This is a genomic window from Campylobacter concisus, from assembly GCF_902460715.1.
GTDB lineage: Bacteria > Campylobacterota > Campylobacteria > Campylobacterales > Campylobacteraceae > Campylobacter_A > Campylobacter_A concisus_AK.
In genome coordinates, this window is record NZ_CABPUX010000002.1 from 75,821 (window position 1) to 92,335 (window position 16,515).

Genomic DNA, 16,515 nt, shown 5'->3' on the forward strand with positions numbered 1-16,515 from the left:
AGAGAATGCTTGGTACAGGAATTTATAGAGCAAGATAGCTATAAGGCTATCGATGACATTTACAAAACGATATTAAACGTAGCGATAGTAAGTAACGCCTTTGTCTTGATCGCGCTTTGCAGTTTTTACTTTGACTTAACGATCATTTTTATCTGTTTTTTATTTCTTTCTATTAGCACTGCTTTAAGGATTAGATTTAATATCAAATACAGATTTTTAATCTCTGCCATCTTTCAACTAAATGTCATCACCGCAGTTATCGCTGGCGTTGTTGGCATGGGCTGGAGCTCTAATATATGGATAACACTCCTTGGCGTTATCTTTATAAACTACTTTTTGGCTTTTAACCAAAGACTTCTTACCTACTCTGTCTGCCTTCTTGAGCTATTTGTCCTTTTGTGGCTATATCTTACATATAAAGATAAAGTAGTTGAGATAGACACCATGGTACAAATAGGCTCAACCTGTATAAGCGTTTTCTTTACTTTTTACTTGGTCTTTAGACTTTCGTTTTTCTCTGATGCGATCACATCTAGTGGCTACAAACAGATCAGCGAAGAGAAAGAGGAGATAGAGAGAATTTCTAAGTATGACTTTTTAACCGGTCTTTTAAATAGACGCTCGATCGAGAGAACACTTAGATATGAGCTAAAAGAGCTTAGAGAAAAAAGCAGTGACGCAAATTTAGTCGTTATGCTAGGAGACATCGATAACTTCAAAAAGATAAATGACACCTACGGACACGACTGGGGCGATAAGGTCTTAAAAGAGATCGCAAGGGCTTTGCAAGATACTTTTAGAGAAAATGACCACATTTGTAGGTGGGGTGGAGAGGAATTTCTAGTTATCTTGCCTGAAGTTAAAACTGAAGACGTAAAAAAAGTTGAAACCAGACTTGGCACAAGGATAGCACAGGTAAAGTTACCTGATAAGAGCTCAGTAACGATGACCTTTGGTCTGGTTCTTTGTGCAAATGGCGTTATAACTGATATCGACACAGTCATAAACAAAGCTGATAAAAAGCTATATGAGGGTAAGAAAAATGGCAAAGACCGCATCGAGTATGAGATCATGAAGGCAAATAAGGACAAAGACAATGCCTAAAATTTCACTTTATATCTCACAAAAGATCATCGTCTTTTCGCTCCTAGCTGTACATACTTTTTACCTAGTTATGTTCTACCTCATGGGCGAAGAAATTTTGGCTGTGGCAAACATCCTTTCTGTTAGCATATATCTTTTTGCACTAAAGATACTCTTTGATAGCGAAGAGAACAACAAGATCGTGATGCTCATCTTGCAAGTAGAAATTTTACTCCACGCCTCACTTTGCGTCTTTATACTAGGTCTAGGCTGGGGCTTTGAAATTTTATTTTTAACATCAACTATTAGCCTCTTTTTCTTATCAGTTAGCTTTAAAATGTTAAGCAGAATTATCTCTTTGCTAGATATCGCGGCATTTTTACTTTTTTATCTAGTGATAGATATACCAGCAAAGGACGATCCTTTATACAAAGAGATATTTTTTGTATTTAACCTAACTGCATCTTGCGTATTTGCTGTCTTAACCTCATTTTTGCTAGAGAGCTCAAATTTATTTATATTCTTAGGCATCTTAGAAGAGAAAGAGTCTGCTAAAGCTGTCTTTAACCACGACCCACTAACCGGACTTTTAAACCGCGCCTCAATGCAACAAATTTTTAGACAAAAGAATTTATTTGACGGCAACGACTTTGCTATCGTGATGTGCGACATCGACAACTTTAAAAAGATAAACGACACCTACGGACACGGCGCAGGCGATGAAGTGCTAAAGAGCCTTTCTAAAATTTTCAAAAACGCTTTTAGAAATGAAGATAGGGTTGCAAGATTTGGCGGCGAGGAGTTTTTGGCTGTTATCTTTGACGTTAAAAAGGCAAAAGCAGTTAGCATCTTAGAGCGTATCAGAGAGACGCTTAATCAAAATGTCGTTGAGTTTGAAAACCACAGGATAATAGCTACTATGACCTTTGGCGTCGTGGCTCACAGCGGCCATACTGATGTAAATATCGAGCGCATGATCAAGCAAGCTGACGAGCTACTATATGTCGGTAAGCGAAATGGTAAAAATATCGTTATGAGTGCGGATTACGATCCAAAAGGATAAATTTAGAGGCCTAAGCCTCTAAATTTTAATGTCCATACATTATGTTTGGCAACCAAAGTGAAATTTGCGGTATATAAGTAACCAAGATAAGGCCAAAGAACAAGGTTAGCGTCCATGGCAAGCACGCCACGATGACCTCTTTTAAGTTCATATTTGTAAGACCGCTTGCGACAAATAAATTTAGTCCAACAGGCGGAGTGACCATACCTATCTCCATATTTACAACCAAGATGATACCAAAGTGTATAGGATCGACGCCAAGTTGTGTAGCTATCGGAAGCAAGAGCGGCACCATGATCATGATAACGCTTGAAGGCTCCATAAACTGACCCATGATAAAGAGCAAGATATTTACAAATATCAAGAACCCTATCATACCGATATTTGCATCAAGTATCATCGAAGCGATCGCTTGTGGGATCTGCTCACTAGTTAGCAAATATGCAAAAACAACGGCATTTGCGATAATGAAAAATATCATAGCTGTTGTAAGGGCTGAGTCTAGGCAGATATCCCAAAGATCTCTTATCTTTATATCTCTATAGATAAAAAGTGAGATAAATAGCGCATAGACCGCACTTGCCGCAGCTGCTTCAGTCGGAGTGAATATGCCTCCATAAATTCCGCCAATAACTACGACGACGATCAAAAGAGCCCAAAATGCTTTTGCAAATTTCTGCACTCTTGCTTTAAATGGCTCAGCCTTAGTCGCTTTAAATCCAAGCTTTTTTGCGCCTACATAGGTTTGCACGAGCATAAAAGCTCCAAGCATAAGACCAGGCACGACGCCTGCCATAAAGAGCTTGCCGATACTTACCTCAGCAGTTACGCCATAAACTATCATAACAACTGAAGGTGGGATCAAAATTCCAAGCGAGCCAGCCGTAGTTATACCGCCCACTGCGTACTCTTTTGGATAGCCAGCCTCTTTTATCGCTGCAAACATAATTGAGCCAATGGCTACAACCGTCGCAGGTGAGCTTCCAGATACCGCTGCAAAGATGATGCAGGCAAATATCGCGCTCATAGGCAAGCCACCTGGCAAATGTCCGACCATAGACTTTGCAAAGTCGATGATACGCCTTGCTGAGCCGCCTTTGCTTAGTAAATTTCCAGCCAAGATAAACATCGGTATCGCCATTAGCGAAAATTTATTGATACCATCAAAAATTAGCTGCGGGATCGTAGCGATGTCTATGTCTGTAAAAAATATCATCGTTAAAACGGTGCTTGTGCCTAGCGAAACCGCGACTGGCACGCCTATTAGCATCAGTGCAAAAAGCAGGATAAATAAAAATGCTATTGTCATCTTTTTTCTCCTTAGTCTTTGACCACGCTACCATGAGCTAGCTCGTGCGCTTCGTTATTTACGACATTTGCTGCTGGAGTTAGAGCTACTTTGATAGCTTTTTCGGCCGAGCGGTAGCTAGCTGTGACGAAGGCTATTGGAAGCACTAGCATAGGGACCCATTGAGGTATGCCAAGGTCTATTATCATCTGCTCGATCTCGTGCAAAATTTTAAGATAATCCACCGAATAAACCGCGATAAATATCAAAAAGACAGTTGTTAAGATGTGCGAAAAGAGTAGGCATGCCTTCGCGAGCGCTGGTGGAAATTTCTCCACCAAGATAGTTACGCTCACGTGGATGCCCTTATTAAAGCCATACGCTGCGGCAAAAAACGCCGACCAGATGAATAAGTAGTTTGATAGCTCGCTCGCCCATGACCAGCTTTTGTCAAAAAAGTATCTAGCCACGACGTTAGCAAAGGCTAGTAGCGTTCCACTAGCTAGCCCCAAAACGGCGATAGTTTTATTAAGCGAGACTATCAATATATCAAGAGCGTTAATGAAATTCTTCATTATTTTGTCTCGATTGTCTTTTCTATAAGCTCTTTGCCGATGACATCGTAAAATTTAGGATAGATAGCCTGCATAACTTTTTGCCACTCAGCTTTTTGCGCGTCGTCGATCTTGAAAATTTCTAGCTTTTTAGTCTCTGCTATATATTTTTCAAGCTGAGCTATGACGTGAGCGTCCTCTTTAGCTGTCTCTTCTCTCTCGTAAGCTGTAGCTTCGCTTAGAGCTTGTTTTACATTTGCCTTTAGATCATCTGGTAGTTTGTTCCAAAATTTATCACTCATAACAACTAGATAGCCTAGATATCCGTGGTGAGAAAGTGTAAGTGAGCTTTGAACCTCGTGAAATTTAGAGTTATAGAAATTTGAAAGTGGGTTTTCAGTAGCATCAACTACGCCTTGTTGAAGCGCAGAATAAACCTCTGAAAATGGCAGAACTTGTGGGTTGCCACCGATCGCTTTGATCTGCTCTTCAAGCACTTTTGAGCTTTGGATTCTAAATTTTTGTCCTTTTGCATCTTCTGGAGTGAGGATAGGCTTTTTGCTTGAGCTAAAGTGCTTAAATCCAGCATCCCAGTAATCAAGCGCTACAAAGCCCTTCTTAGTCACAAGGCCTTTTAGCTCCTCGCCAACTGCACCGTCTTGAACCTTGTGAAGGTGGTCTGCATCCTTAAAGATGAAAGGCAGGTCAAATAGCTGAAACTGCGGCACGATAGGTGTAAATTTAGAAAAGCTTGGAGCTGCCATTTGAACGTTGCCAAGCTTTAGCGCGCCAAATACTCTATCATCATCAAGTAGCTGAGCTGATGGAAAGACTTGAACTTTTATCTTGCCGCCACTTAGCTCCTCAGCACGCTTTGCAAAAAAGTCAGCCGCCTTGCCCTTTGGCGTAGAAGCTGCGACAACGTGAGCAAATTTGATCGTATAGACCTTATCAGCACCAAATGCTAAGCCACTGATGGCACATGTAAAAAGTAAAGCTTGTAAGAATTTCATCTTTCATCCTTTATAATAGTTTTGATAGGTGCATTATAAATTTCAAAAATAAAAATTTAGAAATTTTGTTTCATAAATTCACATATCTTTATTTTTATATGTGTATTTTTGTAACATTTTTGATCTAAAAAGGGTAGTTTTTGCTTTGTAAATTTAACGTAAAAATTTATTTATCATTTTTATAGTCTTTTTTTGTTACGTTTCTACACATATTTTTATATTACTTTTTACATTTAGAGAAATTTAAATTTACTTTTTTCTTTTTCAAAGCCAAATTTGCTCTTTTAGGATATAAATTTTCACTCTTTTAACCACAAATTTATAAAGCAAATTCACTCATCTTTTATAAATGAAAAATTTAGCTTTTATAAAAACGCCCTATTTTCGGCTTAAATTTTGAAAGATTTTGTTTATTAATCTTTTATGGCTATAATGCGAAATAACAAATTTTATTATTAAGGAATTATTATGTTTGAACTAAGAAAACTTCCGTTTGACGCAAATCACAATGCAGTAGTAAGTGCTAAAACCTGTGAATACCACTACGGCAAGCACCACGCGACCTATGTTGCAAATTTAAACAATCTCATAAAAGATACAAAATTTGCTGACGCATCATTTTATGAAATTCTAAAAAATAGCGAAGGCGGCCTTTACAACAATGTCGCTCAAGTTTACAACCACGACTTTTACTGGGACTGCATCGCTAAAAAAAGCGAGATGTCTAGCGAGCTAAAAGCTGCGATCGAGGCAAATTTCGCAAATTTTAAAGAGGAGTTTTTAAAAGCAGCTACAACGCTTTTTGGCTCAGGCTGGGCGTGGCTTGTATTTGATCCAAGCAGCAAAAAGCTAGAGATCGTGCAAACTAGCAACGCAAAAACTCCAGTGAGCGACGGCAAAGTGCCACTTCTAGTCGTTGATGTTTGGGAGCACGCTTACTACATCGACAACTTCAACGCACGCCCAAAATATCTAGAGACTTTCTATGAGAACATAAACTGGGAATTTGTAAGCAAAGCTTACGAGTGGGCGCTAAAAGAGGGCCTTGGCTCAGTTGAGTTTTACACAAAAGAACTACATAAATAATATCTGGCGGGAGCTCCCCCGCCTTTAAATTTTTGCTTTTTACTCAAATTTAGCTATCAAATTTATCATTTTAAAAGAGCGCAAATGCTTGTTTTGGCAAAATGATCTTTTTATAAATTTAAAATCAGCACGAGCCAGCTCACCTTTAAATTTCTGCTTTTTCTAAAATTCAAAATCATCAATTTTTTCAGCAAAAATCACTTTTTGAAAGATAATACGAACGGCTTAAAATCTCGTTTTACCAAGTGAGTTTTCTTAAATTTAAAGCTGGCGCAAGATATCTCACTTTCTAATTTCTTTTGAGTTGTTAAATTTAGCAAGCAATAGGCGCGATGATTGCTGCTTTAAAAGGCGTAAAATGCTTGTTTTGACGGTCTAATCTATTTTGGTGCAGTGGCTTTCACTTTAAATTTAGCGCTATAAAACAACTTCACGCCTTTAAATTTAAAACCACCCTGATACTCAAAATGCCCCTGAGCATTCGCGTTCAAAGGCTTTTTGCTTAAGCGCGAGCTATCTCGCCTTTAAATTTCTATCTTTCAAATTTAAGCTACTAAATTTATGAGCCAAAGCCACATTAATGCTCAAAATAATCGCGGTTTACAGCTTCAAACAGCCCAAGCGCGACCACGACACTATTTTTGGCACTAATACACGTTAGCGAAGTAGCAAAATAACAAAAGCTATCTCGCCTTTAAATTTATGAGTAATACTCACTTTGATATTTAAGAAATGGGAGCAGTATTTGTTACTTCAAAATGCCCCCAGTAGATATTTTGTATCAAGAAAGGGCAGCTTAAATTCCAAAGCCACCCAGACAAAATTTATCTCTTTGAAGTGTATAAATTTATACCATTTTGCAAGCGTTTTAGCCCTTCAAGCACCCTCTCACGCTGCGTTGCGATATTCATACGAAGGAAAAATCTATCTCCTCTGTAAGCGTTGCCGTCATTTAGCCAAAGTCCAGCTTTATCACGCAAGAAATTCATAAACTCACTCGAATTCTCGCAAAACGCACTGCAGTCAAGCCACAAAAGGTAGGTCGCGCTCGATGGCAAAAGCTTCACTGGCAAGCCTTGTTCTTTTATGAAGTTTGCGACGACCTTTTTGTTTTCAAAAAGATACTCTCTAAGCTCATCAAGCCACGCCTCGCCCTCGTTAAAAGCGGATATTGCTGCGATGATCGCAAAGGCATTTGCCTCGCCAACCTCATCGTAGTTGATAGCAGCATTTAGTCTTGCTCTGATCTTTTCATTTGGCGTGACGACGGCTGAGCTTTGAAGGCCAGCTATGTTAAAGGCCTTTGTAGGCGAGATGCACGTGATGGAGTTGTTTTTGCACTCCTCGCTCACGCTGATAAATGGCACGTAGTTTAGCCCTGGATCAGTTATGTCGCAGTGAATTTCATCGCTGATAACCAAAACATCGTGCTTGTAACAAAGCTCGCCTATCTTTTTAAGCGTCTCTTTGTCCCAAATTTTGCCTATTGGATTGTGAGGGTTGCAAAGAAGCATCATAGTAGTTAGCGGCTGAGCTAGCTTTGCCTCGAGGTCGTCAAAGTCGATATCATAAGAGCCATTTTTATAAACAAGGTCGTTTGATAAAATTTCGCGTCCATTATTTTTTATGCAGTTAAAAAAGACGTGATAGACAGGCGCTTGCACTAAAATTTGATCTCCTGGACTGCTAAATCTCCTAATAGCAGTTGAGATAGCTGGTATGACGCCAGTGCAAAAGCACATCCACTCGTTCTCTAAGCTCACGTTGTGGCGTCTTTGCCACCAGCTCTTTATCGCTTCGTTCCACTCTTTTGGGATGAAAGAGTAGCCAAAGACGCCGTTATCAAGGCGCTTTTGCAAGACGCTTAAGATCTCAGGTGCAGCCTTAAAGTCCATATCCGCAACCCACATCGGCAAAACGTCATTTTTCATACGCCATTTTGATGAGTTTGTGCCTTCTCTGCTTACTAGTGTGTCAAAATCGTACTTCATAGCTTTTCCTTAAATAAAATTTTAAATCAATTATAACCCAAAAGATACTAAGATGATTTAAAAATTTAATACCAAAAAAGGAAAAATGATGAAACTAGCTCAGGCTCTCATCCTAAGATCTGACACGCAAAAGCGCATCGAACAGCTAAAAGTTAGGCTACTTAGCAACGCAAAAACGCAGGAGAATGAAAGTCCAAGCGAGGATCCAAAGCTGCTTTTAAAAGAGCTTGACAAGCTAACAAGTGAGCTTTTTACGCTCATTTGCTCTATAAATTTAACTAACTCAAGTGCTAAATTTGATGGCATGAGCCTCACTGAGATGATCGCTAAAAAGGACGCTTTGACGCTAAAAGCAAACGTGCTTAGAGAGTTTGCCACGAGTGCTAGTCAAAAGGTCGATCTTTACTCAAACAGCGAGATCAAAATTTTAAGCACAGTCGATGTGAGCGCACTTCAAAAGCAAGTAGATGCGCTTTCAAAAGAGATCAGAGAGCTTGAGATGAAGCTTCAGGAGGCAAACTGGTCGGTTGATCTAGTAGAGTAAAATTTATGGTAAAAATTTAGCCAAAAGCGAGTAAAAAACCATACATTGGCGGCTTGCGAAGACCAGGCAAAAGCTTAAATTTAGTCTTAGCAATCTTACAAATGTAATTTTAAAAAGCACTTTTACTACCACTTACTGGTTTGGCTATATTTTGGGTGGGTTTGGGGAAAATTAATCTTTATCATGTAAAATTTCGTAAATTTTTAAAAAGGAAATTTATGAAACTAGACACTCTAATCGTAAAAGGCATCGAAGCTAAAAACAATCCAAACAAAGCGGTCGTTCCGCCAGTATTTTTAGCTAGCACATTCGTGCAAGATGACCTTGAAAATTTTCAAGAATTTGCCTACTCGCGCGGCAACAACCCTACAAAAAAGGCATTTGATGATATCTTTGCTAAAGTTGAAGGTAGCAAATACGCATTTAGCTTTGGCTCAGGCATGGCAGCAACAGCAGCTGCACTTAGCCTTATAAAAACAGGGCAAAAAGTCCTGCTAAATAGCAATGTCTATGGTGGCACATATAGGTATGTCACGAGCGTTTTTGAAAGCCACGGCATAAAGAGCGAATTTATAGATGATCTAAATTTTTTAAGCGAAGATGACATAAGCGACGACGTGGCAGCTATCTTCATCGAAACTCCCTCAAACCCTCTCTTAAGAGTAACAGACATTGCTAGAATTTCAAAGATCGCTCACAAAAAGGGTGCTCTAGTCATCGTGGATAATACATTTTTGACGCCTTACTATCAAAAAGTGCTTGAGCACGGAGCTGACATCGTGGTATATAGCGCCACAAAATATATCGGCGGACATGCTGACGTGATCGCTGGTATCGTCACGCTAAACGACGATGCTTTGGCTGAAAAGATAAAATTTGCCAAAAACACGCTTGGTGGCATCATCAGTCCGATGGACGCATACTACCTAATACGTGGGCTTAAAACTCTTAGCGTTAGGTTTGACAGACAAACGCAAAATACCCATAAAATCATCAAATTTTTAGAGGATAGTGACGCCGTTAGCGTGGTGCATTTCCCTGGCTCATATAGCGAGCAAGAGGCAAAGATGCAAGCGGCTCAAGCAAGCGATATCGGCGCTCTTATCTCATTTGAGCTTGATGAAAAATATGATGTAAATAAATTTGTAAAAGCGCTAGAAATTTTTGATCTAGCAGTGAGCCTTGGCGGCGTAGAGAGCCTTATCTGCAGGCCTGCAACGATGACGCACGAGGCATATCCAAAAGAGGTGCTAGATAAGATCGGCATAAAGCAAAATTTGCTTCGTTTAGCCATCGGCATCGAAAATGTCAATGATCTAATAGCCGACCTTGATCAAGCGTTTAAAAAAGCTAAAAAATAAGGAGAAATCATGGCAACTACAAAATTTAAAGGCAGTGATGTAAATTTAAGCGGAAACGAGCTATTTGTCGGCTCTTATGCACCTGAAGCAAGAGTCGTAGCGCAAGATCTTAGCGAATTTAGCGTGGGCGGAAATAACGGCATCGAGGTGCTTGTCTGCTTGCCTTCACTAGATACTGGCGTTTGCGCGGCAGAAGCACGTAAATTTAACGAAAAAGTAGCCGGCAAACACGGCATTAGACTTAGCATCATCTCAAACGACTTGCCATTTGCGATGGGGAGATTTTGCACGACTGAGGGCATAGCAAATTTGCGCGTGGGAAGCGACTTTAGATACGGCGAATTTGCCCAAAACTACGGCATGCTGATGAGTGACGGGGCGCTAAAAGGCTTGCTTGCAAGAGCGATCTTTGTCATCAAAGATGGCGTAATAATTCACAAGCAAATCGTCCCTGAAGTGACAGAAGAGCCAAACTATGACGCAGTTTTTGACGCGATAAAACAAAGCGGCGGATGTGGTTGTGGCTGCGGCTGCCATTAAAATTTACTATGCAAATAGCCCAGCTATGATGGCAAAGAGCTGACTGCCTGCCACCACTAGCTCGGCGCCATCTTTTACGTCCCTTAAAACCGGCTTTATCGAGGCTAGCTTTAGGCTGGAGCTTGGTTTTTTATGCTCGTCTGGCTCTGGCAAGACTTGGGTCAAATTTGCATATTTTTTGATGATCTCTACCACTTTTTTTATCTCATCTGGCAAATTTTCATCTAAATTTTTAGGTAGCGAGATATATAAATTTTCACGGCTTCTAGTTAGCAAGACGTAAATTTTCCTATAAAAAAGCGCTCTTTCATTTTTATATATAGTCTGTAAAAACGGTAAAAAGTTGTGGATGATGACATTTTGCGCCTCAAGGCCTTTAATGGACTGCATCGTCAAAACCTCTACGTTTTTACCCTCTGGCAAAACGCTCTCTTTTATGGCATTTACAGCGACCTTGCTATTACTTAAAACGACGCTTGTTTCGCCATTTGGTAAGGCGCATTTATTGCCTTTTGCTCTTTAGTGTCAAGGTAACTTTTGTATATTTCATCTAAGCGTTAAATTTACTTTATTCTCACATTTTTTGAGATTAAAATTCTGCTATTTTTAGCCTTGCCAAAAACACAATTTTTGTTGTGATTTAACACGGATCATATTTATATTAAGTTCTAAAAAATTAAAAATAAAAATGACTAAAAAATTAAAAAGTGATTTTAAATTTGAAGTGGCCGGGAGATAGGGATTCGAACCCCAGGAGGCTTTCACACCTCAACGGTTTTCAAGACCGCCGCTTTCGACCGCTCAGCCATCTCCCGATTTAAAGATTTGTGATTATAGCCAACTTTGCTTAAAATTTGCTATAACCACTAAGAATTATTCTGTTTTTTCTTTGACGTAGCTAGCGCCGTCATTGATCTTTTCTTTAGTCCATTCTTTGGCGTTGTGGCTATCTTCTTTTACACCGTGCCAAGTGTTTGAACAACCTACTGCAAAAAATGCCATGCAAACTATTAAAAGCAACTTTTTCATTGTTAATCCTTTAATTTGGTTTTTTGAAGTCTGGAGGCGACACCCGGATTCGAACCGGGGATCAAAGCTTTGCAGGCTCATGCCTTACCACTTGGCCATGTCGCCGTTTTGGTGGTGCCCGAGACCGGACTTGAACCGGTACGGTAAAAACTACCGAGGGATTTTAAGTCCCTTGCGTCTACCATTCCGCCACTCGGGCAAAATTTAATGGAGCGGGAAACGAGATTCGAACTCGCGACCCCAACCTTGGCAAGGTTGTGCTCTACCCCTGAGCTATTCCCGCGTTAAAGGTTGCAATGTTACCCAAAAGTTGCTTAAAAATTTATTTTATAAAAACGACTTTCAAAAAAATGTAAGCCATAAAAAGATAAAATACCAAATCTTTTGGGGTTATAGCTCAGCTGGGAGAGCGCTTGAATGGCATTCAAGAGGTCGGCGGTTCGATCCCGCTTAACTCCACCATGTTTTACTCTCTTTTTTGCTAACAAATATTTTCACGTTTTTCATGAAATTTTACGTCAAATATATGTAAAAATTTAGAATTCTTTCGCTACATTTACAACATGCAAAATTTGAAACAATATGTAAATGAAATTTTAAAAAATCACAACAACGAGCGTGTATTTAGCTTTGAATTTGATGGGCAAAAATTTTGGTTAAAACGCATTGAAAAGAGCATCGAAGGCAGCTTTTTAACTAAAATTTTTAAACCAAACCCTTATAGGTCATTTGCCGCTGAGATAAAAAAGCTTGAAATTTTAAACGAGGCAAATGCCCCTGCTCCAAAACTCGTGCTAAAAAGTGATGAATTTTTCGTTATAGAAGATGTTGGTGAGCCAGTTGCTAGACTATTTAAATATAGTAACGATGAAAAATTTAAACACGAAATTTTACTAAAAGCAGCCCGCGCACTAGCTGGACTTCACGCTCTAAATTTTGCGCACGGACGCCCAGCTCTTAGGGATATCGCCATAAAAAATGACGAGATAAAATTTCTAGATTTTGAGTCAAAATTTTTTACTCACGACATAGAACTTCAAAAATGCCGCGACCTATTAGTTTTCATCCACGAGCTCTACCGACAAAAAATTTCACATGAGCTGGTAAAAGAAGTGGTCAATGAATACATTAACGCTGGTGGAGCTCACATTTACTCGCGCTCGCTACAACTAATAGTAAAATTTAAGCTGCTTTATCACCTACTAAAGCCGTTTAAATCTCTAAACAAAAAGGATCTAAACGCAGCCATCAGAACCTTTGAGTATCTCCTGCCGATCGCTCAAAATAGATAAATTTTACAAGACAAAAGCGCTTTTTGCCAATAGAGCTCTTTGCCTAGTGGTCTATCGTGCCAATGAGTAGCCAAATTTTCTCTCATAACTTAAAAAACCTTCTAAATTTTATCTCTGCTTAACAAAAAATAAATTAATATTCGTTATTAAAATTAAAAGGAGATATATGTTTTTCAAGCGCAACAAAATCATTTTCAACATCCACCTAATAATCGGTCTGATCGCGACTATACCGCTACTTATCATGACACTTGCAGCGCCATTTGCCTCTTATAGAGAGGAGATCAAGTCTGCGATAAATGAAAAATATATAAATTTAGCACCTAGCGAAAAGCCAAATTTAAGCTTAAGCGAGATCCTCGCCAAAGCAAAAAGTGAGATCAAATTTGACACGCTTGAAAACGTGCAAATCAGCGGCGAGAACAAAGCTTACAGCATCAGCGTCACTAAAGATAAAAAGCTCTTAAATTTTTTCATCGATCCACGTAGCGGCGAGGTGATCAGCGAGGACTGGGGCGAGAAAACTCGCATGATAATACTAAGCCTACATAGAAATTTAGGCCTTGCCCTGCTTGATAGCAAAGTCCCAGCCAACATCGGCAAGCAAATAGTCGCCATTAGCTCGATCATCATGGCGCTTCTTGCCATCAGCGGCCTCATCCTCTACGCACCAGTGATCAAGCGAAATTTACTAAATTCGCTCAAAATCAAGCCAAGTGCAAAGGGCTATGCCTGCTTTTACAACCTCCACACGAGCCTTGGCACCTACGTGGCGGTCCTGCTTGTCGTGATGTCGCTAACTGGCCTTTACTGGTCTTATGGCTGGGTCAGAAACAGCGTAAATAGCATATTTTTCGAGCTAAAACCAAGCCAAGCGCAAAGGGCAATGCCTCAAAGAAATTTAGTCCCGATAAGCGATGAGAAATTTAAAGAGATCGAGACTGCGGAGCAAATTTTTAAAGACAATGTCACACTAGAGCTAAAATCACTCACGATAAACGTGCCTGAAAACAACCAAAGCACCTACACCATAAACTACGAAACTAGCGAGAGCCAAGTAGGCAAACTAAAGCTTGACGCTAGCGCTGGCAAGATCAAAGAAAACAAGCTTGTTAGCAAGGCTGAGAGCATCCCAGAGGCAAAAAAGGCTGGTCGCAAGGTGCTTAGCCTGCACACTGGAGAGATGTTTGGCGAGGTCGGTCAGATCGTCTTTGCCATCTCTTGCGTGATCGCCGTTTTACTAATAATAACTGGCTTTTTGATGACCATAAAAAGGAGCAAAGCCATCTAAATAATCTAAATAAAAGTAAATTTTTACCTTGCTTTGGGTAAGATTTTAAGAAATTTTTACCACAAACAAGAGAGAAATTTATGAATAGAAAACGCATCTACAACCCAAGTTCAAATGAAAATTTGACCGACAGAAGAGTCTTTAACGGCAACCCGCACGGCATTTTAAATTTTACCAAGGCAAAATACGAGTGGGCGTTAAAGCTTTGGGACCTCATGGAGGCAAACACATGGTTTCCAAAAGAGGTCGATACAACAGACGACGTGCGCGACTACGCCTACAACCTCACAGAGGCTGAAAAACGCATGTATGACCTCGTCTGGAGCCAGCTCATCTCGATGGATAGCTTTCAGACAAACAACCTAGCTGACAACATCAACCCTTACATCACAGCTCCAGAGATCAACGCCGTGCTAAGCCGCCAAGCCTACGAGGAGGCGAACCACAGCAAGTCTTACGCTGTCATGGTCGAAGCGATCTGCGACAACACCGACCTTATCTACGAGATGGAGAAGCACGACGACGTCTTACGCGAGAAAAACGACTACATCTCAAGCGTCTATGAGGAGCTTGCAGGCGAAGTGACTGATGAGAAGCTACTTCTAGCGATGGTGGCAAACCAAATTTTAGAGGGCATTTATTTTTACAGCGGCTTTACGGCGATCTACGCTCTAGCTCGCGCTGGCAAGATGCTAGGCTCAGCACAGATGATCCGCTTCATCCAACGCGACGAGATCACACACTTGCTTTTGTTTCAAAACATGATAAATTCGGTCCGCAAAGAGAGGCCTGATCTTTTCACGCCTGAGACTGAGGCAAAAATTTATGATATGTTTGAAAAAGCTGGAAATTTAGAGATCAAATGGGGCAAATACATCACCCAAAACCAAATAATGGGCTTTACAGACGATATCATCGAGCAATACATCCACTATCTCATCGACCAGCGTCTAGTTGCGATCGGCCTAAAACGCAAATACAATGTCGCTCACCCAATCAAATGGGTCGATGACTTTGCTAAATTTAACGACCAAAAGTCAAATTTCTTTGAGGCAAAGGTGACAAACTACAGCAAGGGAAGTATCAGCTTTGATGACTTTTAAAAATGGCATCTTAGCCCTTGCCTGCGTGCTTTTTGTGGGGTGTGCGAGCAGTAGTAATGAAAGAGCCATTAGTATAGCAAATAAGGATTTGCTAAATAGTTTCAACCCTTACATACTTGCTAAGACAAACGAAACCAAAGATGCCGTCACCTACCAAAGCATGCCAGCTGGCGACATTTGGCCAAGTATAGCGCCTATTGGCTCTGCGCTTGTTGTTGATGTTTTTAAAGAGATAAACAAGGTGTGCAACTTCAAATATAGCGACCTAAAAGAGACTAGGATGGTATATTTTGACGATAAAACCTCGTTTTCTTATGAAGTCTGGGTTTTTAACGACCCGCTTTCAGGGCGCGATGACAAGATCACAGCCATAACTGTTTTACTAAAGCCAACGCCTGATATCGGTGGAACGGATATGGACTTTAGGATACCCGCAGATTGTCATGCGCCAAAGCAAACTACATTTGTATTTGGAAAATAAATGAGCGAAAATTTAAACCTAATAAGCCTAACTTTAAAGGCAAAAAATGCTACTGAGCGGCTAGAAGAGCTTGCAAATTTAGTTGAGGCTGCACCTGCAAATTCGCTCCTGCTTGCAAGCGAGCTTTGCATAAGCGGCTATGATTTTGACGGCTTTTTTGCAGGGGCAAACAAAGCTATGCTTGGTGGCATGATAGGCAGCTTTGATGCGATGCTGCTTGAGCGCTTGCAAGAGGCGCTTAGCCCAGATAAATTTCTAGGTTTTACGCACCTTAGTAGCTTAAACAAAAGCGCAGGGCTCGCTCAAATTTCAAATTTAGCCGCTCATGAGCCAAAAATTTATAACGAATTTTTACTTCTTAACTCAAACAACGTCTTTCATTCGCAGTTTAAGGCTGAGCTTTTTAAGCCAAATTTAGAGCATGAGATCTTTGCCGCCGGCGAGGTGAGCGATATAAACGCTTTTGACTTTAGAGGGCTAAAGCTTGGCGTGCTGATATGCTTTGAGCTGCGTGATAGCAGGCTTTGGGCAAAGCTAAGAGGGTGCGACATCATCATGGTGCCAGCCATGTGGGGCAAGGCTAGAGAGGAGGCCTACCTTAGCCTTTGCAAGGCGCTTGCGATCACAAACAACTGCTACGTCATGATCTCAAGCTCGCTAGATCTTGAGACCGCTGGGGTCTTTTTGCCAGATGGCACGCTAGAGCAAAGCGCAGTTTTTGACGCAAATTTGATCACGCAGATAAAGAAAAATTTAGGGCTTTTATAAATTTTAAGATAAGCTTTAAATCGTATAA

At 40.4% G+C, this 16,515-nt stretch carries 17 protein-coding genes and 5 tRNA genes; 12 read left to right on the forward strand and 10 right to left on the reverse strand.

Annotation, left to right across the window (positions count from 1 at the left end):
* Nucleotides 1–9 precede the first annotated feature (9 nt).
* Nucleotides 10–1,104, forward strand: a complete 1,095-nt coding sequence (locus F3G91_RS06285) for a GGDEF domain-containing protein (RefSeq protein ID WP_103576210.1) — start codon at nucleotides 10–12, stop codon at nucleotides 1,102–1,104.
* Nucleotides 1,097–2,146 carry a GGDEF domain-containing protein gene (locus F3G91_RS06290; RefSeq protein ID WP_149701036.1) on the forward strand — a complete coding sequence of 350 codons (1,050 nt, stop codon included), beginning with the start codon at nucleotides 1,097–1,099 and terminating at the stop codon, nucleotides 2,144–2,146. The genes F3G91_RS06285 and F3G91_RS06290 overlap by 8 nt, the downstream gene beginning before the upstream one ends.
* Nucleotides 2,147–2,171: 25 nt before the next feature.
* On the opposite strand, the gene F3G91_RS06295 is transcribed toward F3G91_RS06290, so the two are convergent.
* The 3 genes from F3G91_RS06295 to F3G91_RS06305 are packed head-to-tail and all read right to left on the reverse strand — an operon-like array spanning nucleotide 2,172 to nucleotide 5,001.
* Nucleotides 2,172–3,455, reverse strand: coding sequence for a TRAP transporter large permease (locus tag F3G91_RS06295; protein WP_103568883.1), 1,284 nt, complete (start codon nucleotides 3,453–3,455; stop codon nucleotides 2,172–2,174).
* Nucleotides 3,456–3,466: 11 nt separating this feature from the next.
* Nucleotides 3,467–4,009, reverse strand: coding sequence for a TRAP transporter small permease (locus F3G91_RS06300; protein ID WP_002941662.1), 543 nt, complete (start codon nucleotides 4,007–4,009; stop codon nucleotides 3,467–3,469).
* Nucleotides 4,009–5,001, reverse strand: a complete 993-nt coding sequence (locus F3G91_RS06305) for a DctP family TRAP transporter solute-binding subunit (protein ID WP_021089263.1) — start codon at nucleotides 4,999–5,001, stop codon at nucleotides 4,009–4,011. Before F3G91_RS06305 ends, F3G91_RS06300 begins: the two co-directional genes overlap by 1 nt.
* Nucleotides 5,002–5,469: 468 nt before the next feature.
* Between F3G91_RS06305 and sodB the strand changes: the two genes are divergently transcribed.
* Nucleotides 5,470–6,087 carry a superoxide dismutase [Fe] gene (gene sodB / locus F3G91_RS06310; protein WP_149701037.1) on the forward strand — a complete coding sequence of 206 codons (618 nt, stop codon included), beginning with the start codon at nucleotides 5,470–5,472 and terminating at the stop codon, nucleotides 6,085–6,087.
* A gap of 824 nt (nucleotides 6,088–6,911) precedes the next feature.
* Here the strand turns inward: sodB and F3G91_RS06315 are convergent.
* Complete coding sequence (locus F3G91_RS06315) at nucleotides 6,912–8,078, reverse strand: MalY/PatB family protein (protein ID WP_149701038.1); 1,167 nt, start codon at nucleotides 8,076–8,078, stop codon at nucleotides 6,912–6,914.
* An 88-nt stretch (nucleotides 8,079–8,166) separates the two neighbouring features.
* Between F3G91_RS06315 and F3G91_RS06320 the strand changes: the two genes are divergently transcribed.
* The 3 genes from F3G91_RS06320 (at nucleotide 8,167) to tpx (ending at nucleotide 10,523) form a co-directional block, all read left to right on the forward strand.
* Nucleotides 8,167–8,622 (forward strand): DIP1984 family protein, encoded by a 456-nt coding sequence (locus tag F3G91_RS06320; protein ID WP_103571487.1) that lies wholly within the window; start codon nucleotides 8,167–8,169, stop codon nucleotides 8,620–8,622.
* Nucleotides 8,623–8,840: 218 nt separating this feature from the next.
* Complete coding sequence (locus tag F3G91_RS06325) at nucleotides 8,841–9,983, forward strand: trans-sulfuration enzyme family protein (RefSeq protein ID WP_149701039.1); 1,143 nt, start codon at nucleotides 8,841–8,843, stop codon at nucleotides 9,981–9,983.
* A 9-nt stretch (nucleotides 9,984–9,992) separates the two neighbouring features.
* Nucleotides 9,993–10,523 carry a thiol peroxidase gene (gene tpx, locus F3G91_RS06330; protein WP_149701040.1) on the forward strand — a complete coding sequence of 177 codons (531 nt, stop codon included), beginning with the start codon at nucleotides 9,993–9,995 and terminating at the stop codon, nucleotides 10,521–10,523.
* Nucleotides 10,524–10,529: 6 nt separating this feature from the next.
* Here tpx and F3G91_RS06335 read toward each other — a convergent pair whose 3' ends face one another.
* From F3G91_RS06335 to F3G91_RS06355, 6 genes are all read right to left on the reverse strand, one after another.
* Nucleotides 10,530–10,946 (reverse strand): hypothetical protein, encoded by a 417-nt coding sequence (locus F3G91_RS06335; RefSeq protein ID WP_188116803.1) that lies wholly within the window; start codon nucleotides 10,944–10,946, stop codon nucleotides 10,530–10,532.
* A gap of 302 nt (nucleotides 10,947–11,248) precedes the next feature.
* Nucleotides 11,249–11,338: transfer RNA gene (locus F3G91_RS06340), tRNA-Ser, on the reverse strand.
* 58 nt (nucleotides 11,339–11,396) lie between these two features.
* Nucleotides 11,397–11,552, reverse strand: coding sequence for a hypothetical protein (locus F3G91_RS10230; RefSeq protein ID WP_021086361.1), 156 nt, complete (start codon nucleotides 11,550–11,552; stop codon nucleotides 11,397–11,399).
* A gap of 31 nt (nucleotides 11,553–11,583) precedes the next feature.
* A tRNA-Cys gene (locus F3G91_RS06345) sits at nucleotides 11,584–11,657 on the reverse strand.
* A gap of 7 nt (nucleotides 11,658–11,664) precedes the next feature.
* Nucleotides 11,665–11,751: transfer RNA gene (locus tag F3G91_RS06350), tRNA-Leu, on the reverse strand.
* A 9-nt stretch (nucleotides 11,752–11,760) separates the two neighbouring features.
* A tRNA-Gly gene (locus F3G91_RS06355) sits at nucleotides 11,761–11,835 on the reverse strand.
* Between the two features lie 103 nt (nucleotides 11,836–11,938).
* Between F3G91_RS06355 and F3G91_RS06360 the strand changes: the two genes are divergently transcribed.
* The 6 genes from F3G91_RS06360 (at nucleotide 11,939) to F3G91_RS06385 (ending at nucleotide 16,487) form a co-directional block, all read left to right on the forward strand.
* Nucleotides 11,939–12,014: transfer RNA gene (locus tag F3G91_RS06360), tRNA-Ala, on the forward strand.
* 101 nt (nucleotides 12,015–12,115) lie between these two features.
* Nucleotides 12,116–12,844: a phosphotransferase gene (locus F3G91_RS06365; RefSeq protein ID WP_149701042.1), complete on the forward strand. Its 729-nt coding sequence runs from the start codon at nucleotides 12,116–12,118 to the stop codon at nucleotides 12,842–12,844.
* Nucleotides 12,845–13,010: 166 nt separating this feature from the next.
* Complete coding sequence (locus F3G91_RS06370) at nucleotides 13,011–14,135, forward strand: PepSY-associated TM helix domain-containing protein (RefSeq protein ID WP_149701043.1); 1,125 nt, start codon at nucleotides 13,011–13,013, stop codon at nucleotides 14,133–14,135.
* A gap of 80 nt (nucleotides 14,136–14,215) precedes the next feature.
* On the forward strand, nucleotides 14,216–15,238 hold the full coding sequence (locus F3G91_RS06375; RefSeq protein ID WP_009494790.1) for a ribonucleotide-diphosphate reductase subunit beta: 1,023 nt from the start codon (nucleotides 14,216–14,218) through the stop codon (nucleotides 15,236–15,238).
* Nucleotides 15,225–15,719, forward strand: a complete 495-nt coding sequence (locus F3G91_RS06380) for a hypothetical protein (RefSeq protein WP_223227836.1) — start codon at nucleotides 15,225–15,227, stop codon at nucleotides 15,717–15,719. Before F3G91_RS06375 ends, F3G91_RS06380 begins: the two co-directional genes overlap by 14 nt.
* On the forward strand, nucleotides 15,720–16,487 hold the full coding sequence (locus tag F3G91_RS06385) for a carbon-nitrogen hydrolase family protein (protein ID WP_149701044.1): 768 nt from the start codon (nucleotides 15,720–15,722) through the stop codon (nucleotides 16,485–16,487).
* Nucleotides 16,488–16,515: the final 28 nt, after the last annotated feature.

Bases quoted from the DNA above. Each gene is read 5' to 3' on its own strand.
- F3G91_RS06290 (WP_149701036.1), top strand. From the start codon at position 1,097: ATGCCTAAAATTTCACTTTATATCTCACAAAAGATCATCGTCTTTTCG.
- tpx (WP_149701040.1), top strand. From the start codon at position 9,993: ATGGCAACTACAAAATTTAAAGGCAGTGATGTAAATTTAAGCGGAAAC.
- F3G91_RS06365 (WP_149701042.1), top strand. From the start codon at position 12,116: ATGCAAAATTTGAAACAATATGTAAATGAAATTTTAAAAAATCACAAC.
- F3G91_RS06315 (WP_149701038.1), bottom strand. From the start codon at position 8,078: ATGAAGTACGATTTTGACACACTAGTAAGCAGAGAAGGCACAAACTCA.
- F3G91_RS06370 (WP_149701043.1), top strand. From the start codon at position 13,011: ATGTTTTTCAAGCGCAACAAAATCATTTTCAACATCCACCTAATAATC.
- sodB (WP_149701037.1), top strand. From the start codon at position 5,470: ATGTTTGAACTAAGAAAACTTCCGTTTGACGCAAATCACAATGCAGTA.
- F3G91_RS06300 (WP_002941662.1), bottom strand. From the start codon at position 4,009: ATGAAGAATTTCATTAACGCTCTTGATATATTGATAGTCTCGCTTAAT.
- F3G91_RS06375 (WP_009494790.1), top strand. From the start codon at position 14,216: ATGAATAGAAAACGCATCTACAACCCAAGTTCAAATGAAAATTTGACC.
- F3G91_RS10230 (WP_021086361.1), bottom strand. From the start codon at position 11,552: ATGAAAAAGTTGCTTTTAATAGTTTGCATGGCATTTTTTGCAGTAGGT.
- F3G91_RS06385 (WP_149701044.1), top strand. From the start codon at position 15,720: ATGAGCGAAAATTTAAACCTAATAAGCCTAACTTTAAAGGCAAAAAAT.
- F3G91_RS06320 (WP_103571487.1), top strand. From the start codon at position 8,167: ATGAAACTAGCTCAGGCTCTCATCCTAAGATCTGACACGCAAAAGCGC.
- F3G91_RS06295 (WP_103568883.1), bottom strand. From the start codon at position 3,455: ATGACAATAGCATTTTTATTTATCCTGCTTTTTGCACTGATGCTAATA.
- F3G91_RS06325 (WP_149701039.1), top strand. From the start codon at position 8,841: ATGAAACTAGACACTCTAATCGTAAAAGGCATCGAAGCTAAAAACAAT.
- F3G91_RS06305 (WP_021089263.1), bottom strand. From the start codon at position 5,001: ATGAAATTCTTACAAGCTTTACTTTTTACATGTGCCATCAGTGGCTTA.